The sequence below is a fragment of the Delftia sp. GW456-R20 genome (genome assembly GCF_001622915.1).
In the GTDB taxonomy this organism is placed as follows: Bacteria; Pseudomonadota; Gammaproteobacteria; order Burkholderiales; family Burkholderiaceae_C; genus Comamonas; species Comamonas acidovorans.
Window position 1 is genome coordinate 1 of sequence record NZ_LWCN01000005.1, and the last position, 22719, is coordinate 22719.

The window sequence follows — 22719 nt, forward strand, 5'->3', positions numbered from 1 at the left end:
CTGGACCAGCTGCGCGAAGCGGGCCTGGTGATCTCGGCGCTGACGCAGCGCGAGCAGCTGACCGAGATCGTCGAGCTGCCCAAGGAAGTTCACCCCTGGTACATCGGCGTGCAGTTCCACCCCGAGTTCAAGTCCACGCCGTGGAGCGGCCACCCGCTGTTCAATGCCTTCGTGAAGGCTGCGATCGAACGCCAGAAGGCGCCGCGCAAGCCCTGACCCCCGCAACGCCGCCCACCATTTCCCAAGGAATCCCCACCATGAAACTCTGCGGCTTCGATGTCGGCCTCGACCGGCGCTTCTTTCTCATTGCAGGACCCTGCGTCGTCGAGTCCGAACAGCTGCAGATGGACGTGGCGGGGCATCTCAAGGAAATCACGGCGGCCCTGGGCATCCACTTCATCTTCAAGAGCAGCTACGACAAGGCCAACCGCAGCTCGGGCGCCAGCTTTCGCGGCCCGGGCATGGACAAGGGCCTGGAGATCCTCGCCAAGGTGAAGAAGGACCTGCAGGTCCCCATCCTGACCGACGTGCACACCGAGTCCGAAATCCCGGCCGTGTCCCAGGTCGTGGACGTGCTGCAGACGCCGGCCTTCCTGTGCCGCCAGACCGACTTCATCCGCGCCGTCGCCCAGTCGGGCCGGCCGGTGAACATCAAGAAGGGCCAGTTCCTGGCCCCGCATGACATGAAGAATGTCATTGACAAGGCCCGTGCGGCTGCAAGGGAAGCCGGCCTGCCCGAGGACAGCTTCATGGCCTGCGAGCGCGGCGCCAGCTTCGGCTACAACAACCTGGTCTCGGACATGCGCAGCCTGTCCATCATGCGCGAGACCGGCGCGCCCGTCGTCTTCGACGCCACGCACAGCGTGCAGCTGCCCGGCGGCAACGGCACCAGCAGCGGCGGCATGCGCGAGATGGTGCCCGTGCTCTCGCGCGCGGCCGTGGCGGTGGGCGTGGCGGGCCTGTTCATGGAAACCCATCCCAACCCTCCCTGCGCCCTCAGCGACGGCCCCAACGCCGTGCCGCTCAAGCACATGAAGGCCCTGCTCGAAACCCTGGTCGCGCTCGACGACGTGACCAAGAAGAACGGCTTCCTCGAAAACGACTTTGGAGTCTGACCCATGGCCAGCGGCTACATCATTGCGTCCGTCACCGTCACCAAGCCCGAGCAGTACGAGGAATACCGCAAGTGGAGCACCGAGGCCATGCGCGTGCATGGCGCCGAAGTCTGCGTGCGCGGCGGCAAGGTCGAAGTGCTCGAAGGCGACTGGAACCCCGGCCGCACAGTGATCCTCAAGTTCCCCAGCTTCGAGGCGGCCCGGGCGTTCTACGACACCCCCGAATACCTGCGTGCCCGCGAGGCGCGTGAAGGCGCATCCATCATGCGCATGGTCTGCGTGGAAGGCGTCTGACGGCCAGCCACCCCGGCTCGTCAAGAGCGCAGCGCATACAAAGCCATACAACCAATTTGTGCACAATAGCCGCCGCCCGATCGCAGATACTGCGCCGCGGAGCACGGCTGTGCCCGGCGGCACGGCAGCCTGCCACGCCACCGACCACCCATACCGCTTGCCCGGCAAGCACCAGGGCGCAACCTCACCGGAACCCGCCTGCACACCGATTTCAAAAACCGCAAAGGAAATGCCATGAGTGCAATCGTTGACATCGTAGGCCGCGAAGTGCTGGACAGCCGCGGCAACCCCACCGTCGAATGCGACGTGCTGCTGGAATCGGGCGTGATGGGCCGCGCCGCCGTGCCTTCGGGCGCGTCCACCGGCTCGCGCGAAGCCATCGAGCTGCGTGACGGCGACAAGAGCCGCTACCTGGGCAAGGGCGTGCTCAAGGCCGTCGAGCACATCAACACCGAGATCTCCGAAGCCGTTCTAGGCCTGGACGCCTCCGAGCAGGCCTTCCTGGACAAGACCCTGATCGACCTGGACGGCACGGACAACAAGGGCCGCCTGGGCGCCAACGCCATGCTGGCCGTCTCCATGGCCGTGGCCCGTGCCGCTGCCGAAGAGGCCGGCCTGCCCCTGTACCGCTACCTGGGCGGCATGGGCGGCATGCAGCTGCCCGTGCCGATGATGAACGTCATCAACGGCGGCGCGCACGCCAACAACAGCCTGGACCTGCAGGAATTCATGATCATCCCCGTGGGCGCGCCGTCGTTCCGCGAAGCCGTGCGCTGGGGTGCCGAAGTCTTCCACGCGCTCAAGAAGATCATCCACGACAAGGGCATGAGCACGGCCGTGGGCGACGAAGGCGGTTTTGCGCCTTCCGTGGAAAACCACGAAGCCGCCATCCAGCTGATCCTGCAGGCCATCGAAAACGCAGGCTACAAGGCCGGCGAACAGATCGCCCTGGGCCTGGACTGCGCCGCCAGCGAGTTCTACAAGGACGGCATGTACGTGCTGGCCGGTGAAGGCAACCTGACGCTGACCGCCACCCAGTGGACCGACATGCTGGCCGGCTGGTGCGACAAGTACCCCATCATCTCCATCGAGGACGGCATGGCCGAAGGCGACTGGGATGGCTGGAAGATCCTGACCGACCGCCTGGCCGCCAAGGTCCAGCTGGTGGGCGACGACCTGTTCGTTACCAACACCAAGATCCTGAAGGAAGGCATCGACAAGAAGATCGCCAACTCCATCCTGATCAAGATCAACCAGATCGGCACACTGACCGAAACCTTCGCCGCCATCGAAATGGCCAAGCGCGCAGGCTACACGGCCGTGATCTCGCACCGCTCGGGTGAAACCGAGGATTCGACGATTGCCGACATCTCGGTGGGCACCAATGCCGGCCAGATCAAGACCGGCTCGCTGAGCCGTTCGGACCGCATCGCCAAGTACAACCAGCTGCTGCGCATCGAGGAAGACCTGGGTGACATCGCCCACTACCCCGGCCGCGAGGCTTTCTACAACCTGCGCTGAAAAGCGTTAGGCTTGCAAGCCATCCGGCCTGCAAGCCTTTTTCCTTTCCGCAACATCTGCTGCCATGGTCAACCGCGTCGTCCCCCTTGTCCTGCTCGCCCTGCTCGCCGCCGTGCACGCGCAGTTGTGGCTGGGCCATGGCAGCGTGGCCTACGTCAAGGAACTGCAGCAGCAGATCCACGACCAGAACGTGGCCAATGCCCTGGAAAAGGCCGAGAACGACCGCCTGGCCTCCGAGGTCAACGACCTCAAGGACGGCCTGGCCATGGTCGAGGAAAAGGCCCGCAGCGAGCTGGGCATGGTCAAGCCCAACGAGATCTTCGTGCAGATCGTGCGGCGCTGAAGGTTGGGATTTTTTGCACCAAGGCCGGCTTCATGCCGGCCTTGTGCTTTTGCAACAAGGCGCCTGCGCCCGTTACCGGGCCCGCGCTCAAGCCGAGACAGGTACTTGGACACAGACCGCTTGCCCCCGGCCCCGGTGATTCTTCTGGGATCGCCGCCCGCGCTCGCGCTTTCCATGGCACATGCACTGCGCCAGGCCTGGCGGCACCACGGAGCATCTCCTGCTGACTGGCAATGCCTGGCGGCCGAGCCGGGGCAGTCTCTGCCGGAACATGGGACCGTCTACCTGCTGGGACTGGATTGGAGAGCCTCCGTCACCGAGCACGAAGGAGTGAGCAATGGCCCTGCCGCCCAGCTCCAGCATTGGCGCGACCAATTGCAAGGCCAGTCGCGCGACTACGTGGTGCTCTACGGCAATACCGCCCGGCAATGGCAACAGCTGGCCGAGTCGCTCAGGCTCAAGGCTCCGCAAATGGACTGGTCCTGGCTGCCCGCAAGCCCCGCGCAACGCAGCGCGCGCCTTCGCCCCTACGGCTGCGAGCAATGCAGCGACCCGGACTGCGAGCGGCGATTGTTCGACGCGCTGCGCAGCGGGCGAGACTGACTCCGAGCGTATTTACTGGACGTTCGTCGAGGTCGGCGGCTGCTTGCCGGCCTCGGTGAACAGCTGGGCGGCATCGATGGGATCAAATTCGTACTGCTTGCCGCAGAAGTCGCAGCCCACCTCGATATTGCCGCGCTCCTCCAGGATGCTGTCCACCTCTTCAATGCCCAGCGACACCAGCATGGCGCCCACGCGCTCACGGCTGCAGGTGCAGGCAAAGCGCGGGCGCTCTTCGTCCTGCTGGGGGACGAAGCGCATCAGCTTTTCTTCCCAGAACAGGCGCCGCAGGATGGTTTCCACATCCAGCGTGAGCAGTTCGTCGCGCGTCAGGCTGGCGGCCAGCGTGGCGATGCGGTTGTAGTCCTCGTTCAGGCCGATGGCGTCCTGGCCCGATTGCTCGCTTTCGGTGGCGGAGGCCAGGTTGGCCTCGCCCTTGACCGGCATGCGCTGGATCAGCAGGCCGGCAGCCAACTGGTCATTGGCGGCCAGCACCAGCACGGTGTCCAGCTGCTCGGACTGCAGCATGTAGTGCTGCAGTGCATCGGACACCTTGGAGAACCTGCGGCCTTGCGCATCCTGCAGCGGCACCACGCCCTGGTAGGGCTGCTGGCCCGGCTGGCGTCCCTTGGGGTCCAGCGTGATGGCGCAGCGGCCACCACCGTTCACATTGAGCAGTTGCTCCAGCGTGGCGCCTTCGGGCGCCTCCCCGATCAGGGTGGCGGTGGCGCGCAGGCCGAAGTCGGACTGCACCTCGGCCACGGCCAGCTTGACCGGGCCGTCGCCCATGACCTGGAAGACCAGGGCGCCGTTGAACTTGATGTTGGACTGCATGAGCACGCCGGCAGCCGCCATTTCGCCCAGCAGTTCGCGCACGGCAGCGGGGTAGGCACCGGTCTCGCCGTTGCCCGCGCGGCGTTGCAGGATTTCCTGCCAGGCGTCGGTGAGGCGGACGATGGAGCCGCGCACGGGCAGGCCTTCGAAGATGAATTTATGCAGTTCAGACACGCTGATGGATTCCGTAAAAAAGTGCCGGGCCTCGCTCAGCCCAGCTTGCGCAACCCGGTCTTGAACCGGCGCGCATTATCGACATAGTGTTGGGCGCTGCGGCGCAAGCCTTCGATCTGCTCGGGCGTCAATTGGCGCACGGCCTTGGCCGGGCTGCCGATGATCATCGAGCCATCGGGAAACTCCTTGCCCTCGGTGATGAGGGCACCTGCGCCGACCAGGCAGTTCCTGCCGATCTTCGCGCCGTTGAGCACCACGGCACCGATGCCGATCAGCGATTCGTCGCCGATGGTGCAGCCATGCAGCATGACCTGGTGGCCCACGGTCACATGGCGCCCCACGACCAGCGGCTTGCCCAGGTCGGCATGCAGCACGCTGGCGTCCTGGATGTTGCTTCCCTCGCCGATGGAAATGCTCTCGCAGTCGCCGCGCAGCACGGCGCCGAACCAGATGCTGGCGTCTTCGGCCAGCTGCACATTGCCCATCACCTCGGCGCTGTCGGCCACCCAGGCCGATGCTGCCACTTCAGGGGCCACTCCATCCAGTTCATAAATCGCCATGGGTCTTTGTCTCCGTCAATTATTGGTGATGGCAGGAAACCTAGAATTGTAGGGATGGAGTTACGTCACCGCGCCCTTGAGGTTTTGTGCCTCCCGGACCCCGAAGAAAAGGCCGCCGCCGCGTTGGACATGTATGCACGGCAGGCGCTTTATTCAATAGCAGCGCAGGCACCGGCCCTGTCCGATCCAGCACCGGACCTGCCCGGCCGCCCGCTGCGGCCCGAGCTGCGCCACCACACTGCCGTTGCAAGGCGCTCGCCGGCCACGCCCGAAGGCCGGGCCGTGCTGATCCACGCCATTGCCCACATCGAGTTCAACGCCATCAATCTGGCGCTGGATGCCGTCTGGCGCTTTGACGGCATGCCGCAGCAGTACTACCTGGACTGGCTGCAGGTGGCCGCCGAGGAGGCCAAGCACTTTCGCCTGCTGCGCGAGCATCTGCGCGCGCACCTGGGCCACGACTATGGCGATTTCCCGGCCCACCAGGGCCTGTGGACCATGTGCGAGAAGACCGCGCATGACGTGGTGGCCCGCATGGCCCTGGTGCCACGCACGCTGGAGGCACGGGGCCTGGACGCCACGCCCCAGATCCAGAACAAGCTGCGCAACACGCGCGCGCCCGATGCGCTGGCGGCCGTGGACATCCTCGACATCATCCTGCGCGAGGAAGTGGGCCACGTGGCCATAGGCAACCACTGGTACCGCTGGCTGTGCGAGCGTGAAGGCCTGGAGCCGGAGGCGCACTACCAGCACCTGACGCAGCGCTACGAGGCACCGCGCCTGCGCCCGCCCTTCAACGAGCGCGCGCGCCGCGCCGCTGGCTTCACCGATACCGAACTGGCCTGGCTGCAGCAGGTCTGAAGAAAGACTGCCGCAGCCGCGCGGACAGGCCCGTCCCGTCCGCATGGCCGCACAATGGTTTACAAACTAGGATGGGTCCGACTCCGCAATCGGACTTGTCCCAGCAGACACTGCCTGTCGGCATATTTATTCAGAACATTCCTACAATCAGATCTGCTGCTTACCGTGCCTCTTCGACCGAACACTCCATGACCGAATTGCCTGTCCATCTCTTCAACGATGCCCCTGCGGCCAGCCCCGCGTCCACAGACCGGGGAATGATCGCGCGCCAGGCCATCGTCAACGGGGTGCAGCAGATCATCGGCTATGAGCTTTTCAACCGTTCGCGCGCCTACCCGGACCATACGGCGGCCTCGGACGTGTCCCTGGTATTCACGGCCCTGTCGCATGCCGGCGAAGAGGACCTGGTCGGCACCAAGTTGATGTTCGTCAACTGCACGCATGAAAGCCTGGCCGGCGGGCATCTGGAGCTGCTCAACCCCGACAAGGTGGTGCTGGAGATCCCGCCGCTGGGCCTGGCCGCACAGCAAGAGGTGCAGGCCCGCCTGCCCATCCTCAGCAATCTGCGCGCGCGCGGCTTCAACCTGGCCTTCAATCACACGGTGCTGGAGTCCGCCTATGCGGCCTGGCTGCCCCTGGCCGACTACATCAAGTTCGACCTGTCCGTGCTGGCCCCTGACCAGTTGGCCGTGCTGGTCAACTTCGCTGGCCGCCACACGCGCGCCGAGCTGATCGCCGAGAAGGTGGAAAGCGCACAGCAGTACGAGCAGGTGGGCCGCCTGGGCATTCAGCTGTTCCAGGGCTTCTGGTTTGCGCGGCCCACGGTGGTGCGTACCAAGCTGCTGTCGCCCTCGCAGCAAAGCATCGTCCAGCTGCTGAATCTGGTGCGCCAGCAGGCCAGCACCGATGCCATCGAGGATGTGCTCAAGAAGGATGCGGGCCTGGCCTTCAACCTGATGCGCCTGATCAATTCCGTGGGTTTTGGCGTGCAACGCGAGATCACCTCCTTCCGCCAGGCCGTGATGCTCATGGGCCTCAAGAAGCTGTTCCGCTGGGCGGCCATGCTGCTGACCGCATCGCGCAACGGCGGCCCGCCGCCGGCCATCGGTCAGACCGCCGTGATCCGCGGGCGGCTGATGGAGCTGTTGGCCCAGGAATCGCTGAGCGAGGAAGACTCCGACCAGGCCTTCGTCGTCGGCATCTTCTCGCTGCTGGGCAGCATGCTGGACCTGCCCCAGGACGTGGCCATGAGCCTGATCCCCGTGCCCGATGCCGTCTCCGCCGCCGTGCTGCGCCACGAAGGCGTGCTGGGCGAGCTGCTGATCCTGGCCCAGGCCTGCGAAGCCAGCGACGACGCAGCCTTCAACCGCAGCGCAGACGCACTGCGCCTGAGCAGCCAACAGATCAACTGGGCCCATCTGCAGGCCCTGGCCTGGACCGATCAACTGGCAGACAGCTCGCTATAGTCATGAGCTATCGCACGCAACTCAACGCCGCCGCTCCTTCATCTTTCTCAGCTTCCAAATGACTACCAACGACAACTCCTCCGCTCCGCCACCACCCCTGCCAGAAGGAGTGGAGGACGGACAGGTGGCCGTCATTGCGCGCCAGGCCATCGTCAACGAGGCGCGCGATGTCTTCGGCTATGAACTCTTCGATCGCTCCACAGCCCAGCATGCGCACACGGCGGCCTCCGATGCCGCCCTGCTGTTCAACGCACTGTCGTATGCGGGAGCCGAGGCGCTGGTGGGCAAGAAGACGGTCTTCATCAACTGCACGCATGACAGCCTGGCCGGCGGCCACCTGGAACTGATCCACCCCGACAAGGTGGTACTGGAAGTGACCACGCTGGGCGAGAACGCCACCACAGCCGATATCGAAGAGCGCCTGCCCACCTTCCAGGCCCTGCGCCAGCGCGGCTTCCGCCTGGCCTTCAACCAGCACCTGCTGCGCCGCGCCTATGCCAGCTGGCTGCCTGCGGCCGCATTCATCAAGCTGGACATGCAGACCTTTGCACTGGCCGATGCCGAGACCCTGGTGAATTTCGCGCGCGCCCATACCAATGCCCAGATCGTGGCCGAAAAGGTCGAGACCTCCGAGCAGTTCGAGCGCATGCGCGACCTGGGCGTGCGGCTGTTCCAGGGCTTCTGGTTCGCCCAGCCGCAACTCGTGCAGGCACGCACCATCCGCCCCACGCAGGCCACCATCATCCAGCTGATCAACCTGGTGCGTCAGCAGGCCAGCACGGACGAGATCGAGGCCCTGCTCAAGAAGGACCCCACGCTGTCCTTCAACCTGCTGCGCTTCATCAACTCCTCGGGATTCGGCCTGTCCTGCGAGATCACCTCGTTCCGCCATGCGGTGATGATCCTGGGCCTCAAGAAGCTGTTCCGCTGGGCCGCGCTGCTGCTGACCACCTCGCGCGCGGGCGGCACGCCACCGGCCGTGGGCCAGACCGCCGTGGTGCGCGGACGCCTGATGGAGCTGCTGACGGCCGAGCTGCTCTCGCCCGAGGAATGCGACAACGCCTTCGTGGTGGGCGTGTTCTCGCTGCTGGACGTGATGCTGGGCCAGCCCATGGAAAAGGCGCTGGAATCCATCGCCCTGCCCCAGCCCGTGATCGATGCGCTGGTGCACAACAAGGGCGTGTTCGCGCCCTTCCTGGAGCTGACGCGCGCCTGCGAAAGCGGCGACGACGAAGGCTTTGCGCGCGCCGCCAACGCCTTGCAGCTGTCCAACCACCAGGTCAACTGGGCGCATTTGCAGGCCCTGGCCTGGGCCGACAACCTCACGGCGGACGACGCCACGGTCTGAACGGGTCAGCCACCATGGCAAAGGGCTTGCGGCCGGGAAGCCGCAAGCCCTTTTTGCATGCCGCGCGCCGCAGCGGTATCAGTTCAGCTTGATGCCTGCAGCCTGGATGATGCGCGCGTTGGACTGGGACTCGGCCTCGATCTGGCGCGCGAAATCCTCGGCCTTGCCGCCCGTGGCCACGTTGTCGGTGGCCTCCAGCTTGGCACGCATGTCGGGCTGGGTCAGCACCTGGTTGATCTCGGCATTGAGCCTTTGCAGCACGGGCGCGGGCGTTCCTGCGGGCGCGAAGATGCCGAACACCGAGGTCATGTTGGCGCTCTTGTAGCCCAGCTCGGCCAGCGTGGGCACGCCGGGCAGCGACTCCAGGCGCTGGGGAGCACCCACGGCCAGGGCCTTGAACTTGCCCGCCTTGATGTGCTGCAGCACGGCCGGCCCGGCGTTGGTGGAGAGCACCTCGAACTGGGCGCTCAGGCCATCATTGAGCTGCTGGCCGCCGCCCTTGTAGGGGATGTGCGTGATCTTGGCCTGCGAGGCATACATGATCTGCTCGAGCATGATGTGGCCCAGCGATGCCAGGCCTGCCGTGGCCCAACGGACTTCGCCGGGCTGGGCCTTTGCCTGCGCCACCAGTGCCTTGAAATCGGTCGCCGTGGAGCGGGCCGTGCCCAGCAGCAGCACGGGCGAATACATCACGCTGGTCACGGGCACGAGATCGCGCTGCGGATCGAACAGCGGCTTGCCCAGGTGCGGGCTCAGCGTCAGCGGGCTGATGGAGGAAAAGCCCAGCGTATAGCCATCAGGTGCGGCCTTGGCCACCAGGTCCAGGCCGATGGCGCCGCCGGCGCCGGCCTTGTTGTCCACCACCACGGGCTGGCCCAGGCGGGCGGCCAGCTTCTCGCCCAGGGCGCGCGCCACCACGTCGCTGACGCCACCGGCCGGATAGGAAACCACCACGCGGATGGGCCGGTTGGGCCAGGCGGCATCGGCGGCCGACGCGGACATCGGCAAGGCCGCAGCAGCGACCGTCGCCGCCAGCATGGAAGTCACCAGCACATGCCGGCGCAGGAAATCAGTCATCGAAAACTCCGCAGAAACACATCGAACACGGCGGTGATTGTTCTGCAAAGCGCATATCCCCGGGACAGGCTTTGCCACTTCGACGATTTCAACGGCAGAAACGCCCAAACCGGCGAACCCTCCACACCCAATCAACCACGCGGATGGTGCAAAGCGTGCAATGCCTTGAGCCGCTCGCGCGCCACATGGGTGTAGATGGTGGTGGTGGAGATGTCGGCATGGCCCAGCAGCATCTGCACCACGCGCAGGTCTGCGCCATGGTTGAGCAGGTGGGTGGCGAAGGCATGGCGCAGCGTGTGCGGCGACAGCGGTGCCGTCACGCCCGCAACCTGCGCGCAGCGCTTGACGATGACCCAGAACATCACGCGGCTCATGGCTGCTCCGCGCTGGGTCACGAAGACCGCATCGCTGCGCTGCCCGCCCAGGATGGCACCGCGCGCCGTGGCCAGGTAGCGCTCCAGCCACCAGTGCGCCTCCTGGCCGAAGGGCACCAGCCTTTCCTTTTGCCCCTTGCCCGTCACGCGCAACACGCCCGAGCGCAGATCGATGCCATGCAAGGGCAGATCCACCAGCTCGCTCACGCGCAGGCCGCTGGCATACATCAGCTCCAGCATGGCGCGGTCACGCAGGCCCAGTAGCGTATCGACATCGGGCGCCCTGAGCAGTGCCTCCACCTGCGCCTGCGTCAGCGTATGCGGCACGCGCGGCGGCTGCCGGGCCGCCAGCATGCGTGCCGTGGGATCGGCGGCAATGCGCTGCTCGCGCAGCGCCCAGTGGTAGTAGCGGCGCAGCACCGTCAGCCGCCGGTTGGAAGAACTGGCCTTGGTCTGCTCCACCCGCACCGCGAAATAGCCCTGCAGCTCCAGCTCGCCCGCCGCATCCAGCGCCAGCGGCGGCTGCTGGTGCGCCAGCCACCGCCCCCAGGCCGTCAGATCCCGGCGATAGGCCGCCAGCGTATTGCGCGACAGCCCGTCCTCCAGCAGCAGCGCATCCATGAACAGGTCCAGCGCATCCAGGCTGGCCGGCAGCGGCGCCGGCCAGGATGCAGGATCGGCAGCAGATTCGGCTTCGGCAGCCGATGGGGAAGCGATGGAAGCAACAGGAACTTGGGACATCCCATCAAGCCTACAACGAAAAAACCCGAGGTCCGCAAGGAGCCTCGGGTTCCGAGCCAACCGCTCAAGGCGGTGCTTACTCCAGCGTGAGTTTCTGCTGAGCAACCACCTTCTTGTACGTCTCGTACTCGTCCTTGATCTGCTTGGCGAACTCTTCAGGCGAGTTGCCGATGACCAGGGAGCCCGTGTCCTCGATGCGCTTGCGCACGGCCGGATCCTGCAGCACCTTGCGCACGGCGGCGTTGATCTTGTCCACCACGTCCTTGGGCATGTTCTTGGGGCCCAGGATGCCGTAGTAGGCCATCCGGTTCACCGGCTCCAGGCCCACTTCCTTGAAGGTGGGCACATTGGGCAGCACGGCCAGGCGCTGGGGCGCGGCCACCACGATGGGCACCAGGCGGTTGTCCTTGATGAAGGGCAGGGCCGAGGGCAGGTTGTCCAGCACCATGGGCACCTGGCCCGCCACCACGTCGTTGAGCGCCGGGCCCGCACCGCGGTAGGGGATGTGGGTGACGAAGGTGTTGGTCAGGCTCTTGTACAGCTCCATCAGCATGTGCTGGATGCCGCCCGTGCCCGAGGAGGCATAGGAGTACTTGCCCTGGGACTTCTTGAGTTCGGCCTCGAAGCTCTTGTAGTCCTTGGCGGGGAACTTGGGGTTCACCGCAATCACGTTGGGCGTGGCCGCCACGTTGATGATGGGCGTGAAGTCCGTCAGCGTGTTGTACGAGATCTTGGGGTTGATCGCGGGGTTGGTCGCCGTGGTCGAGACCGTGGCGATGCCCAGGCTGTAGCCATCGGGCTGCGAGCGCGCGGTTTCCATGGCGCCGATGACGCCGCCGCCACCGCCGCGGTTGTCCACCACCACGGGCTGGCCCAGTTCCTTGGTCAGGGGTTCGGCGATCACGCGGGCGATGATGTCGGTCGTGCCACCGGGGGCGAAGGGCACCACCAGCTTGATCGGCTTGGTGGGATAGGCCTGGGCCAGGGCTCCGGTGCTTGCGAGGACCAGGGTCAGGCCCATCCAGCTGCGACGATTCATACAAGATCTCCTTTTGGGGGTCGTGTTGACGAAGAAGGTTTCATGGACATCCGCAAGGCCGTGCCTGCGGATGGATGGTCTGCGAAATGAAGGCTCGCAAACGCTGCCACGGAACAGCCATGGTGGGGCCTGGAGCCCGCTGCGCGCTTGACGGTCGTCAGGACCTGCGCTTTCGGATCGGCTGTGTGGACCCCAGCGATGCTAAGGCCCGGGGCGCGGTTGTCACAGTTTGTCGCAGCACTGATTTCCCGGTGTTTACCCCTAGCCTCGCGCCATGGTTTCTCGGCAGACGCGGCGACTGCGGGGTTGCGCTTATGCTCTGCCCCCGTGAACTACGCCGTGCTGCTCTTCCCCGATTTTTCGCTCATCGTGCTTGGCTACGTGCTGTGCCGCTTCACACAGCTCAACCGCACGGTCTGGCAGGCAGTGGAGGCGCTGGTGTACTACCTGCTGTTCCCCGTGCTGCTGTTCCACTCCATCGTCAAGAGCCCGGTGGACTGGGGTGCCACCTCCCACTTGCTGGCCGCTGGCGTGTGCGCGGCCCTGGTCGGCATTGCCCTGGCCTACAGCCTGCCCTGGTGGCCGGGCCTGCGCGGCCGGATCGACACACGCGAGCATGCCGGCGCCGTGCAGGTGGCGTTTCGCTTCAACTCCTTCATCGGCCTGGCGCTGGCCAGCCGGCTGGCGGGGCCTGAGGGCCTGCTGTTCATCTCGGTGCTGATCGGCGTGAGCGTGCCGCTGTGCAATATCGCGGCCGTCTGGCCCATGGCTCGCGGCAGCAACCAGCACTTCCTGGGCCAGCTGGTGCGCAATCCGCTGATCGTGGGCACGCTGTCGGGCCTGGTGTTCAGCGCGCTGGGGCTGAAGCTGCCCACGCTGATCGAGCCGTCGATCTCCCGCATAGGCGCAGCCTCCATCGCGCTGGGCCTGATGTCGGCTGGCGCCGGCATGCAGTTCGGCGCGCTGGCCGTCGGCAAGCTGCTGGCCGTGTGCCTGCTGGCCGTGCGGCATCTGGTGCAGCCGCTGATCGCCTATGCCATGGTGCGGGCGTTTGGCCTGAGCGGTGCGCAGGCGCTGATCCTCATGGCCTTCTCGGCCCTGCCCACCGCATCGTCGTGCTATGTGCTGGCCGCGCGCATGGGCTACAACGGCTCGTATGTGGCGGGGCTGGTCACGCTGTCCACGCTGCTGGGCGTGCTCAGCCTGCCGTTTGCGCTGAGCCTGCTGCAGTACTGATGCCGCGGTGCCGCGGCGCCCCTACAGCACGGCACGCATGTCGTCCGTGAAGGCGGCCGTGATGTCGTCCTGGCGTGCGCGCTTCTTGGCCACCATGGTGATGTCCACGTCATAGCTGAAGAGGGATTCGTCCAGCGCATGCAGCAGGCCGGCAGCCACATAGGGCGCCGCGTAGTGCTCTGGCAGGTAGCCCAGGTGGGCGCCTGACAGGATGAGGATGGCGGCCGCCTCCATGTTGTCCGCCTCTGACGTGACATGGCGCGGGCGCCCCGTCAGCGGTGCCTGCGGCAGTGGATAGGTGCGCCAGGTCCAGTCGGCCTCGCCCGCCTCCTGCGCGCCGATGCGGCCCGCGCGTGCGGCAAAGGGATGGCTGGCACTGCAATAGGCCACCTGCCTTTCGCTGAACAGCAGCGTGTACTCCAGCGCCGGCGCACGGTGCAGGAAATAGCCCACCGCGACCTGCAGCTCGTCGCGCAGCAGCATCTCTTCCAGCTCGCGCGGCCCGCGCACCAGCACCGACAGGCGTACGGCCTCGTCGCGCTGGCGAAAGCGCTGTATGGCCCGCCCCATCAGCGCGTTGTATTCCATGGGTGCATTGCCGATCAGGCCGATGGCCAGGCTGCCCACCAGTTGCCGGTGCATGTTGCGCGCCTGCGCACTGAAGCCTTCCAGTCCCTGCAGGGCCGTGCGAGCCATATCGACGAAGCGCCGGCCCTTGGCCGTCAGGCGAAAGCCGCCGCGCCCGCGTTCGCACAAACTGAAACCCAGCCGCGTCTCCAGTGTGGACAGCTGACTGCTGAGCGTGGACTGCCCTACGCCAAGGCTGGCCTGCGCCGCCGACACGCCGCCCGCGTCAACGATGGCCAGAAACACGCGCAGCAGCCGCAGGTCCAGATCTGAAACGGTATGGAGCATGGGGTTTTCACTCGGAAAAGATCGATTCTTATCGATGTTTGTAAATGGAACTTGAAATGGATGCAATCCGGGCTGCTGTCTAGCATCCACGGCTGTTGCAGCACATCTGGATTGTCCAAAGAGGGACTGCAATACAGAACAAGAGGGGCGGGCCATGGAATTCACTTCCATGGATACCGCTGTTTCAAGAGGCCCCTGCCAACAGGGCCGCAACAAAAGGGAGACAAACCATGTTGCTCGATATCTCGGTCGTGGTGATCTACGCGGCGGCCATGCTGCTGCTGGGCTGGTACGGCATGCGCCGCGCGAAGACGCAGGAGGACTTTCTCGTGGCCGGCCGCAACCTCGGGCCGGGCCTGTACATGGGCACCATGGCCGCCACGGTGATAGGCGGCGCCAGCACCGTGGGCACGGTGCGCCTGGGCTATGTGTACGGCATCTCCGGATTCTGGCTGTGCGCGGCGCTGGGCGCGGGCCTGCTGGTGCTCAACCTGTTCCTGGCCAAGCCCCTTCTCAGGCTGCGCATCTGCACCGTGACCCAGGTGCTGGAGCGGCGCTACAGCGCCCGTACCAAGCAGGCCAGCGCCCTGGTGATGCTGGCCTACTCGCTGATGCTGGCGGCCACGTCGGTGATCGCCATCGGCACCGTGATGCAGGTGCTGTTCGACCTGCCGCTGTGGATCTCCATCCTGGTGGGCGGGGGCGTCGTGGTCATCTACTCGGCCGTGGGCGGCATGTGGTCGCTGACGCTGACGGACATCGTGCAGTTCGTGATCAAGACCGCGGGCCTGATGCTGATCCTGCTGCCCATCTGCCTGTACCGCGTGGGCGGCTGGGACCAGCTGGTTGCACGGCTGCCTGCGTCCAGCTTCGATGTCACACACATCGGCTGGGACACCATCGCCACCTACTTCGTCATCTATTTCTTCGGAATCATGATCGGCCAGGACGTGTGGCAGCGCGTGTTCACGGCCCGCAGCGAACGGGTGGCCGCCGTGGCCGGCAGCCTCGCCGGCGTGTACTGCGTGGTCTACGGACTGGTCGGCGCCCTGGTGGGCATGACAGCGCGCGTGCTGCTGCCGGACCTGGACAACGCCAACAATGCCTTTGCCGCCATCGTGCAGGCCAGCCTGCCGGACGGCATCCGCGGCCTGGTGATCGCTGCCGCACTGGCAGCCATGATGTCCACCGCCAGCGCCGCCATGCTGGCCGGCTCCACCGTGCTGGCCGAGGACCTCGTGCCCCTGCTGCGGGGCGGCCGGCCGCTGTTCGATGTGCGCTGGCACCGGCTGCTGACGCTGCTGGTGGGGCTGGCCGTGCTCGGCATCGCCCTGGTGGTTGACGATGTGCTCAATGCCCTGACCACCGCCTACAACCTGCTCGTGGGCGGCATGCTGGTGCCGCTGATCGGCGCCATCTACTGGCGCCGGGCCACCACGGCGGGCGCCATCGCCAGCATGCTGCTGGGCTGCACCACGGCCGTCGCCTTCATGGTCAGGGACGGCCTGGCCGCCAACACGCCCATCTATGCCAGCCTGGCCGTGAGCACGGCCAGCTTCATCCTCATCAGCCTGGCGCAGCGCACGCAGCAGCGTTCGCTGTCGGGCATTCAATCCTGAACCCGGCACTGAATCGGAGACGACATGACGCTTTTCACACCAGACAGGCTGCAGGCGCTGCGCGCACGCTTCGGCGGCGCCAACGAGTCCGTGATACACGACCCGCATTTCCGCGCCGTGGCCGCCCACATCATCGACGCCAGCGGCACGCGCAACGCACCCTACGCAGGCATGCCCACGCTGCTGGACGCGCCCATGCGCCCCATGGACTGGAGCCGCCCGGATTTCGGCGACCTCCAGGCCGCGCTGATCGGCGTGCCCATGGACCTGGGCATCAGCAACCGCAGCGGCTGCCGCTTCGGCCCCCGGGCCCTGCGTTCCATTGAACGCGTGGGCCCCTACAACCATGTGCTTCGATCCGCTCCCACACGCGAGCTGCGCGTGGCGGACATCGGCGACGTGCCGCTGTCCAGCCGCTACAGCCTGGAGCAGTCGCACCGCGACATAGAGTCGGCCTTCGCGAAGATCCATTCGGCCGGCGTGATTCCGCTGGCCGCTGGTGGAGACCATTCCATCACCCTGCCCATATTGCGCGCACTGGGCCGCGAGCGGCCACTGGCCCTGGTGCATTTCGACGCCCACTGCGACACCGGGGGCCCCTTCGACGGCAGCCGCTTTCACCACGGCGGCCCGTTTCGTCAGGCCGTGCTGGACGGCGTGCTCGACCCCACGCGGACCATTCAGATCGGCATACGCGGCGCGGCCGAATATCTCTGGGAGTTTTCCTATGAGTCGGGCATGACCGTGATCCACGCAGAGGACCTTCCCGCGCTGGGCGTGGACGGCGTCATTGCCCGCGCAAGCGAGGTGGTGGGCGATGCGCCCGTCTACGTCTCCTTCGACATCGACTGCCTGGACCCGGCCTTTGCGCCCGGCACGGGCACGCCCGAGGTCGGTGGACTCACCGTGCGCGAGGCACAGGCCATGGTGCGCGGCCTCGCCGGCATCCACATCGTGGGCGGCGATGTGGTGGAGGTGTCGCCAGCCTACGACGCCACCACCAACACCGCCCATGCGGGCGCGCAGATGATGTTCGAAATCCTCGGCCTGATCTGCGCACGCCACTCCGGGAGTGGCGCCACCCAGCCTGCCTAGGCCCCCTGCCCGCCCTCCGCATCCCGTAGCAGCCCCAGCGGCGTGCTGCCGTAGCGTGCCCTGAACCGCCGGGAAAAATGCGCGGGTGAGCTGAAACCGCAGTGCTGCGAGATCTCCGCGATGCCCAGCGTTCCCGGCTCCGTGCCACGCAGCAGCGCATGGGCGCGTTCCAGGCGATAGGCCATGAGCTCGGCGCTGAGGCTGGTGCCTTCGCGCGACAGCTGGGATTGCAGCGAGCGCACGGACAGCCCCAGCCTGGACGCCACGCGCTCGGGCCCCAGCGCCGGGTCCGGGTACTGGCGGGCAATGAGCTGGCGCACCCTGCGCAACAGCACGTGCATGGGCGCGCCGGGTCGGGCCGTCGCCATGTCGGCGCTGGCCTGCAGCACGGTCTTCACGGTGTTGATGACCAAGTCGGACAGCCTGGCGGATTCGGCCTCGGGCAAGGGGTCCTGCCACGCGGCCAGCAATTGCATCTGCTGGACCAGCAGTTGAAGCGATGCACAGTCGGGCAGGCTGCGTGCCAGCAGTTGCGAAGCCAGGCCGCCACGCGAATCGATCAGTGCCAGCGGCACGGCCAGCACCACCAGGTCCACGGCCTCTTTCTGCCAGATGCGGTAGCCGCGCCGCTCGTCCAGCAGGAACAGCTGGCCGGGTTGCGCCTGCAGCCTCCTGCCCGCAACCGCCATGCCCGGCTCCCCGGATGACGCCGAGGCATCCGGTACGTCCGGCACGTCCGACAGGTCAGGTACGTCAGGTGCATCCGGTGCGAATACCTGGGCTCCACCTTTGGCATAGAGCACGCACAGCAGGCAGGGCGGGCCTGCGCGCTGGCCATCGTCATGCAGGCGCTCCATGCCATGTTCGGCCGCCATCTGGATGCGGTTGAGCACCACCGCGCCCACGCCGCGCGATGTCAGCACGGCCTCGAAGCGCTCGGGCTGAGCGACCAAGGGCGTGTGCGGCATCTGCGCCTCGCGGCTGGCATCGCTCCAGAACTGCGCTCGCGAAAGCGGCGCGATATGCACCGTGGACCAGCGGTTGTACGTCATACATTCCTCGCCCTGCGCTCGGCGCGCAGCCTCCTTTTGTGATGGGTTGCACGGAGAGTCGGCCGCACCCGAGTGTTGGGGCCAGGCAAGAGGCGGCAGGTCCACGCGACAGCATGAACCCAGGATTTTCGGGATTGCGGCCCGATCAGGCCATTGGATGATTCTGAAAATTCACCGGGGTGAATTCCTAGGCCTGTGCGCCGCACCAGCCCGGATCAGCGCGTATCAGCGCGCGATGGCAGGCAGCCGCTCGCTCCACAGCGTGGACTGGTTGCGGCCGTTGCGCTTGGAGTAGTACAGCGCGGCGTCGGCACGCTCCAGGCAGCCCTGGGCCGAGGCATCGCTGCGCTGCAGCTCGTACACGCCCAGGCTGATGGTGATGCGCAGGTCGCCGGCCAGGCCCGCATCGATGGCGCGCGCGGCAACGGTTTCGCGCAGGCTTTCGGCGCGGCGCAGGCCCACCTCGGCATCGGTGTCGGACAGCAGCACGGCAAACTCCTCGCCGCCCAGCCGGCCCACCATGTCTTCCTTGCGCATTTCCTGCGCCACCGAGGCCAGCAGCTCCTTGAGCACGATATCGCCCACCGCATGGCCGTAGCCGTCGTTCACCTGCTTGAAGTGGTCTATGTCCAGCATGATCAGCGTGGAGTGCGCCACCAGTCCGCTGCGCAGATGGTCCAGCTCCATCGCCAGCCGCTCCATGAAGGCGCGGCGGTTGGGAATGCCGGTCAGCGCGTCGGTCAGCGCCAGGGTCTCCAGCTGGGATTCGCGCTGCTGCCGCTCCGTCGCATCGTGGAAGACCCAGCAGTGGCCGATGGAGCGGTCACCGTCGCGCAGCTGCATGCCCTCGATCTCCACATAGTGGTCGTCGGGCAGCGCATGCAGGGACCGGCCAGCCACGGCCCCCGCGCTGAGCACGCCAGCCACCGAAGGCGGCAGCAGCTGGATCAGCGCCGGCATGCCCAGCCCCACCAGGGCGGCAGGCGCCATGTCCAGCCGCAGCGCGGCCGCCAGCATGCGGTTGGCGGCCAGCACCTGGCGGCCCTGGGCGTCGGTGACCAGAATGCCTGCGGGAAAGCGGTCGATGATGGCCTCCAGCCGGTGCTGGGTCTCGGCCAACGCGGTCTCGGCGCGCCGGCGCGCGTCGGTATCGATCATGGTCCAGATGACGCGGCCGTCGTCCTCGTCGGGGTCCAGCAGCGAGCCCTGCATGTCGAACCAGTGGCCCGAGCCCGAAGGCATGCGCAAAATCCATTCCGTGCGCACCGTGCCGCGTGCGTTCAGCTGTGCGTAGAGCTGGCCGAAGCGCTCGAAGCTCTCGTCGCTGACATGCAGGGAGCGAAAGTTCACGCCGCCGGGCAGCCGGTCTGTCTCGATCTCGAAGGTCTGCACCGCGCGCTCGTTGGCATAGAGGATTTCGCGCTGGGGACCGGCCATGACGATCAGGGCGCTTCCCCGGTCCAGCAAGGCCTTGATGAGCCGGGACTGCTCCACGCGCTGCTGTATGTCGGTGTGCGTGCCCAGCATGCGCACGGGCTTGCCGTCGGCATCGCGCTGGGTGATTTCGCCGCGCGACTCCACCCACAGCCAGCTGTCGGCCGAGCTGCGCAGCCGCATCTCCACGCGGAAGTCGGCACCGGCCTCGGCATGGCGCTGCAGCCGCGCCAGCATCCGCGCCCTGTCCGAGGGATGGACCATGGCGCAGAAGGCGTCATAGTTCATGGGGAACTGCGCGGCCTCGAAGCCCAGCATCTGGTAGCAGCGGGCATCCCATTCCACATGGCCGCTGCGGCAGTCCCACTGCCACAGGCCGTCGCGCACGGCGCCCACGGTCAGGCGCAGGCGTTCCTCGCTGTGGCGTATGGATTCCTGCATGGCCTGGTCCTGCGTCACATCGTGCACATAGCCATGCCACAGCAGGGAGCCGTCTTCCTCCTGCTGCGGCCGGGCGTGACCATGCAGCCAGCGCAGCTCGCCTGCAGGGCCGTAGACGCGGTACTTGTGCTCCCAGACACCCTTGCTGCCCACGCTGGCCTGCACCGAGGCCGCCAGGGCCGGCAAATCCTCGGGGTGGACCCGCTTGAGCAGTTCATGGTCGGCAAACCTGGCGGCATCGGCCTTGGCGCCATGCAGTTCGAAGAATCCGGGGCTGGTGAAAGGGAACCGGAACTGTCCATCCGCGCCTATGCGGAACTGGAACAGCCCGCCCGGCACCTCCTGCGCCAGCCGCGCGAAGCGCCGCTCACCCTGCAGCCGCATGCGCTCGCTGAGCTGGCGCTGGCGCGCCAGCCACAGCGTCAGCAGCATGCCCAGCAGCAGCACGGCCGTGCCTATGCCGTTGCGCAGCAGGCCGCGCTCCAGCGATGCCTCCAGCGACTCGAAGATGGCTTTCTTGTCCAGCCCTGCACTGACGATCAGCGGATAGCCCTCCACCCGGCTCCAGGCATACATGCGCTGCACGCCATCGACGGACGATTCGGCCTCGTAGGTGCCGCGCTCCAGGGCCGGTGCGAACAGCGCCACGCGCACATCGGAGACCGAGCGGCCCATCACCTGCTCCTGCCCCTGCGAGCGCGCCAGGTAGGCGCCATCGGAGCGCAGCAGCAGGATGACGTCGTTGGCGCCATCGAAGATGGACTGGAAATAGCGCGAGATGTATTCGGGCGACAGCGACAGCACCAGCACGCCCGAGAACTGCCCCTGGCGGTACAGCGCGCGGCTCAGCTGTATGGTCCATTTGTGCGAGACACGCCCCTGCACGGGGCGGCCGATGAACATGCCCATGTTCTCGCGGTTGGCATGCACCTGGAAATGCTCGCGGTCCCGAATGGAGACCTTGGCAGCCCGCGTCTGCGCCTCCTGCTGGAGGTTGGAGTACACGATGTCCCCTTTCTCGTCGGCCACGGCGATCTGCAGGAAGGTGCCGGCCGGGTAGGCGTCGAACGTGGTCTGCACGGCACGCCGGAACCCGTCGACATCGCCATCGGCAAAGTCGGATTCCAGGCCGCGCATGGTGTAGTCCAGGCCGGACAGCAGGGTCTGCACCTGCACCGACACCGCATGCGACATTTGCCCCACCCGCAGCCAGGACTGGGACTCGGTAAAGCTGCGCTGCGTGCGGTGGCTGTCCACCAGCACCGTCCAGTACGCCACCGTGGCCAGCAGCACGCAGCACAGGCCCACCCAGACGGCCACAGTGGTCTGGGTCAGCGGTTCTGCGTTCAGCAGGCGGGACAGGCTGCGGGGAGGCTTTGCGCGCATATCAAACATCATGTTGAGTCACACAGGCCCCGCGCCTTCAAGGGCAGTGGCCCGCAACAGGCCGCCGGGGGGCACTCCGACAGAGCGCAACAATTGTTTCACACACAAGCGCCCTGGTCTTATCAGCTCAATCCGATCTTTGCGACAGCGCCCAGGCTACGTGCTCGCGCACCAGGGCGTCCGGATGTTCGGCGCGGCTGGCCAGCGCCTGCTGCAATGCCGCGTTGCCGGTTTCACGCCAGGCATTGCCCAGCGCCACGGCCACATTGCGCAGCCAGCGCGCATGGCCTATGCGCCGGATGGGACTGCCTTCGGTCAGGCGCAGAAAGGTCGGCTCGTCCCAGGCAAAGAAGTGCACCAGCTGCCCGCCGGACAGGGCCTCGCGCGCATCGAAGTCGGGCAGGCGGCTGGGCTGGGCGAACTTGTTCCAGGGGCAGGCCAGCTGGCAGTCGTCGCAGCCATAGATGCGGTTGGCCATCAGCGGCCGCAGCTCCTCGGGAATGGCGCCCGCGTGCTCGATGGTCAGATAGGAGATGCAGCGCCGCGCATCCACCCGGTGCGGCGCCACGATGGCACCCGTGGGGCAGGCCGTGATGCAGGCCGCGCAGCTGCCGCAGTGCGCGGTCACCGGCGCCGTGGGCTCCAGCGCAAGGTCCACATAGATCTCGCCCAGGAAGAACATGGAGCCCGCTTCGCGATTGAGCACCAGCGTGTGCTTGCCGCGCCAGCCCTGGCCGCTGCGCCGGGCCAGCTCCGCCTCCAGCACGGGAGCGGAATCGGTGAAGGCGCGGTGTCCGAAGGGGCCGACTTCCTGTGCAATGCGCTCGGCCAGCTTCTGCAGCCGGTTGCGCAGCACCTTGTGATAGTCGCGCCCCCGGGCATAGACGGAGACAATGCCCTCGTCGGGCCGCTGCAGCCGCGCCCACTCCACCGCTTGCCAGGCGCCCGGCGCATCGGCAGGCGTGTCGCGCGGCAGGTAGTCCATGCGCGCCGTGATCACGCTGACCGTGCCCGGCACCAGCTCGGCAGGCCGGGCGCGGCGCAGGCCGTGGGCCTGCATATAGTCCATCTCGCCATGGAACCCTTGGGCCAGCCACTGCATCAAACCCGGCTCCGCAGAAGACAAATCCACGCCGGCCACGCCAATTTGGGAAAATCCCAGCTCGCGGGCCCAGCCTTGCATCAAAGGAACCA

At 66.6% G+C, this 22719-nt stretch carries 21 protein-coding genes; 12 read left to right on the forward strand and 9 right to left on the reverse strand.

All coding sequences use genetic code 11. The features are described from left to right. The 6 genes from A4F85_RS23990 to A4F85_RS24015 form a co-directional block, all read left to right on the forward strand. The coding region (locus tag A4F85_RS23990; protein WP_442856620.1) for a glutamine amidotransferase-related protein at nt 1–216 on the forward strand (216 nt) is incomplete at its 5' end. Between the two features lie 41 nt (nt 217–257). Next, nucleotides 258–1115 (forward strand): 3-deoxy-8-phosphooctulonate synthase, encoded by an 858-nt coding sequence (gene kdsA / locus A4F85_RS23995; protein WP_013801105.1) that lies wholly within the window; start codon nt 258–260, stop codon nt 1113–1115. Between the two features lie 3 nt (nt 1116–1118). Next, nucleotides 1119–1409 (forward strand): DUF1330 domain-containing protein, encoded by a 291-nt coding sequence (locus A4F85_RS24000; protein ID WP_012206906.1) that lies wholly within the window; start codon nt 1119–1121, stop codon nt 1407–1409. Between the two features lie 234 nt (nt 1410–1643). Beyond that, a complete protein-coding gene (eno, locus tag A4F85_RS24005; protein ID WP_012206907.1) occupies nt 1644–2930 on the forward strand; it encodes a phosphopyruvate hydratase in 1287 nt (428 codons plus the stop codon). 64 nt (nt 2931–2994) lie between these two features. After that, on the forward strand, nt 2995–3273 hold the full coding sequence (gene ftsB / locus A4F85_RS24010; protein WP_012206908.1) for a cell division protein FtsB: 279 nt from the start codon (nt 2995–2997) through the stop codon (nt 3271–3273). Between the two features lie 174 nt (nt 3274–3447). Continuing rightward, complete coding sequence (locus A4F85_RS24015; protein WP_063328075.1) at nt 3448–3876, forward strand: hypothetical protein; 429 nt, start codon at nt 3448–3450, stop codon at nt 3874–3876. A 12-nt stretch (nt 3877–3888) separates the two neighbouring features. Here the strand turns inward: A4F85_RS24015 and hslO are convergent, their stop codons facing one another. Then, nucleotides 3889–4881, reverse strand: coding sequence for an Hsp33 family molecular chaperone HslO (hslO, locus tag A4F85_RS24020; RefSeq protein ID WP_012206910.1), 993 nt, complete (start codon nt 4879–4881; stop codon nt 3889–3891). A 35-nt stretch (nt 4882–4916) separates the two neighbouring features. Then, the gene (locus A4F85_RS24025) at nt 4917–5441 is read right to left on the reverse strand and encodes a gamma carbonic anhydrase family protein (RefSeq protein ID WP_012206911.1); all 525 of its coding nucleotides are present in this window, start codon (nt 5439–5441) and stop codon (nt 4917–4919) included. A 54-nt stretch (nt 5442–5495) separates the two neighbouring features. Between A4F85_RS24025 and A4F85_RS24030 the strand changes: the two genes are divergently transcribed. The 3 genes from A4F85_RS24030 (at nt 5496) to A4F85_RS24040 (ending at nt 9116) form a co-directional block, all read left to right on the forward strand. Then, nucleotides 5496–6302, forward strand: coding sequence for a ferritin-like domain-containing protein (locus tag A4F85_RS24030; protein ID WP_063328076.1), 807 nt, complete (start codon nt 5496–5498; stop codon nt 6300–6302). 188 nt (nt 6303–6490) lie between these two features. Further along, a complete protein-coding gene (locus tag A4F85_RS24035) occupies nt 6491–7768 on the forward strand; it encodes an EAL and HDOD domain-containing protein (RefSeq protein ID WP_013801100.1) in 1278 nt (425 codons plus the stop codon). 58 nt (nt 7769–7826) lie between these two features. Continuing rightward, on the forward strand, nt 7827–9116 hold the full coding sequence (locus A4F85_RS24040) for an EAL and HDOD domain-containing protein (RefSeq protein ID WP_012206914.1): 1290 nt from the start codon (nt 7827–7829) through the stop codon (nt 9114–9116). A 78-nt stretch (nt 9117–9194) separates the two neighbouring features. Here A4F85_RS24040 and A4F85_RS24045 read toward each other — a convergent pair whose 3' ends face one another. The 3 genes from A4F85_RS24045 to A4F85_RS24055 all read right to left on the reverse strand — a co-directional run bounded on the left by A4F85_RS24045 (nt 9195) and on the right by A4F85_RS24055 (nt 12347). Continuing rightward, nucleotides 9195–10193, reverse strand: a complete 999-nt coding sequence (locus tag A4F85_RS24045) for a Bug family tripartite tricarboxylate transporter substrate binding protein (RefSeq protein ID WP_063328077.1) — start codon at nt 10191–10193, stop codon at nt 9195–9197. Nucleotides 10194–10324: 131 nt separating this feature from the next. Continuing rightward, on the reverse strand, nt 10325–11308 hold the full coding sequence (xerD, locus tag A4F85_RS24050; RefSeq protein ID WP_063328078.1) for a site-specific tyrosine recombinase XerD: 984 nt from the start codon (nt 11306–11308) through the stop codon (nt 10325–10327). 76 nt (nt 11309–11384) lie between these two features. Next, nucleotides 11385–12347: a tripartite tricarboxylate transporter substrate binding protein BugE gene (locus tag A4F85_RS24055; RefSeq protein ID WP_012206917.1), complete on the reverse strand. Its 963-nt coding sequence runs from the start codon at nt 12345–12347 to the stop codon at nt 11385–11387. Nucleotides 12348–12674: 327 nt separating this feature from the next. Between A4F85_RS24055 and A4F85_RS24060 the strand changes: the two genes are divergently transcribed. Next, nucleotides 12675–13583 (forward strand): AEC family transporter, encoded by a 909-nt coding sequence (locus A4F85_RS24060; RefSeq protein WP_063328079.1) that lies wholly within the window; start codon nt 12675–12677, stop codon nt 13581–13583. A 21-nt stretch (nt 13584–13604) separates the two neighbouring features. Here the strand turns inward: A4F85_RS24060 and A4F85_RS24065 are convergent, their stop codons facing one another. Next, complete coding sequence (locus A4F85_RS24065; RefSeq protein WP_012206919.1) at nt 13605–14498, reverse strand: LysR family transcriptional regulator; 894 nt, start codon at nt 14496–14498, stop codon at nt 13605–13607. 230 nt (nt 14499–14728) lie between these two features. On the opposite strand from A4F85_RS24065, the gene A4F85_RS24070 reads away from it, so the two are divergent. Together A4F85_RS24070 and speB are read left to right on the forward strand one after the other, a co-directional pair. Beyond that, nucleotides 14729–16117 (forward strand): sodium:solute symporter, encoded by a 1389-nt coding sequence (locus A4F85_RS24070; RefSeq protein ID WP_063328080.1) that lies wholly within the window; start codon nt 14729–14731, stop codon nt 16115–16117. A gap of 24 nt (nt 16118–16141) precedes the next feature. Further along, nucleotides 16142–17212, forward strand: a complete 1071-nt coding sequence (gene speB / locus A4F85_RS24075; RefSeq protein ID WP_063328081.1) for an agmatinase — start codon at nt 16142–16144, stop codon at nt 17210–17212. On the opposite strand, the gene A4F85_RS24080 is transcribed toward speB, so the two are convergent. The 3 genes from A4F85_RS24080 to queG all read right to left on the reverse strand — a co-directional run bounded on the left by A4F85_RS24080 (nt 17209) and on the right by queG (nt 22708). Further along, nucleotides 17209–18264: a helix-turn-helix transcriptional regulator gene (locus A4F85_RS24080; protein ID WP_197485526.1), complete on the reverse strand. Its 1056-nt coding sequence runs from the start codon at nt 18262–18264 to the stop codon at nt 17209–17211. The genes speB and A4F85_RS24080 overlap by 4 nt on opposite strands. 225 nt (nt 18265–18489) lie before the next feature. Beyond that, nucleotides 18490–21537, reverse strand: a complete 3048-nt coding sequence (locus A4F85_RS24085; protein WP_063328082.1) for a diguanylate cyclase — start codon at nt 21535–21537, stop codon at nt 18490–18492. Between the two features lie 115 nt (nt 21538–21652). Beyond that, nucleotides 21653–22708, reverse strand: coding sequence for a tRNA epoxyqueuosine(34) reductase QueG (gene queG, locus A4F85_RS24090; protein WP_012206924.1), 1056 nt, complete (start codon nt 22706–22708; stop codon nt 21653–21655). Between the last annotated feature and the right edge of the window lie 11 nt (nt 22709–22719).

Bases quoted from the DNA above. Each gene is read 5' to 3' on its own strand.
- kdsA (WP_013801105.1), top strand. From the start codon at position 258: ATGAAACTCTGCGGCTTCGATGTCGGCCTCGACCGGCGCTTCTTTCTC.
- A4F85_RS24000 (WP_012206906.1), top strand. From the start codon at position 1,119: ATGGCCAGCGGCTACATCATTGCGTCCGTCACCGTCACCAAGCCCGAG.
- eno (WP_012206907.1), top strand. From the start codon at position 1,644: ATGAGTGCAATCGTTGACATCGTAGGCCGCGAAGTGCTGGACAGCCGC.
- ftsB (WP_012206908.1), top strand. From the start codon at position 2,995: ATGGTCAACCGCGTCGTCCCCCTTGTCCTGCTCGCCCTGCTCGCCGCC.
- A4F85_RS24015 (WP_063328075.1), top strand. From the start codon at position 3,448: ATGGCACATGCACTGCGCCAGGCCTGGCGGCACCACGGAGCATCTCCT.
- A4F85_RS24025 (WP_012206911.1), bottom strand. From the start codon at position 5,441: ATGGCGATTTATGAACTGGATGGAGTGGCCCCTGAAGTGGCAGCATCG.
- A4F85_RS24030 (WP_063328076.1), top strand. From the start codon at position 5,496: ATGGAGTTACGTCACCGCGCCCTTGAGGTTTTGTGCCTCCCGGACCCC.
- A4F85_RS24035 (WP_013801100.1), top strand. From the start codon at position 6,491: ATGACCGAATTGCCTGTCCATCTCTTCAACGATGCCCCTGCGGCCAGC.
- A4F85_RS24040 (WP_012206914.1), top strand. From the start codon at position 7,827: ATGACTACCAACGACAACTCCTCCGCTCCGCCACCACCCCTGCCAGAA.
- A4F85_RS24045 (WP_063328077.1), bottom strand. From the start codon at position 10,193: ATGACTGATTTCCTGCGCCGGCATGTGCTGGTGACTTCCATGCTGGCG.
- xerD (WP_063328078.1), bottom strand. From the start codon at position 11,308: ATGTCCCAAGTTCCTGTTGCTTCCATCGCTTCCCCATCGGCTGCCGAA.
- A4F85_RS24055 (WP_012206917.1), bottom strand. From the start codon at position 12,347: ATGAATCGTCGCAGCTGGATGGGCCTGACCCTGGTCCTCGCAAGCACC.
- A4F85_RS24065 (WP_012206919.1), bottom strand. From the start codon at position 14,498: ATGCTCCATACCGTTTCAGATCTGGACCTGCGGCTGCTGCGCGTGTTT.
- A4F85_RS24070 (WP_063328080.1), top strand. From the start codon at position 14,729: ATGTTGCTCGATATCTCGGTCGTGGTGATCTACGCGGCGGCCATGCTG.
- speB (WP_063328081.1), top strand. From the start codon at position 16,142: ATGACGCTTTTCACACCAGACAGGCTGCAGGCGCTGCGCGCACGCTTC.
- A4F85_RS24080 (WP_197485526.1), bottom strand. From the start codon at position 18,264: ATGACGTACAACCGCTGGTCCACGGTGCATATCGCGCCGCTTTCGCGA.
- A4F85_RS24085 (WP_063328082.1), bottom strand. From the start codon at position 21,537: ATGATGTTTGATATGCGCGCAAAGCCTCCCCGCAGCCTGTCCCGCCTG.
- queG (WP_012206924.1), bottom strand. From the start codon at position 22,708: ATGCAAGGCTGGGCCCGCGAGCTGGGATTTTCCCAAATTGGCGTGGCC.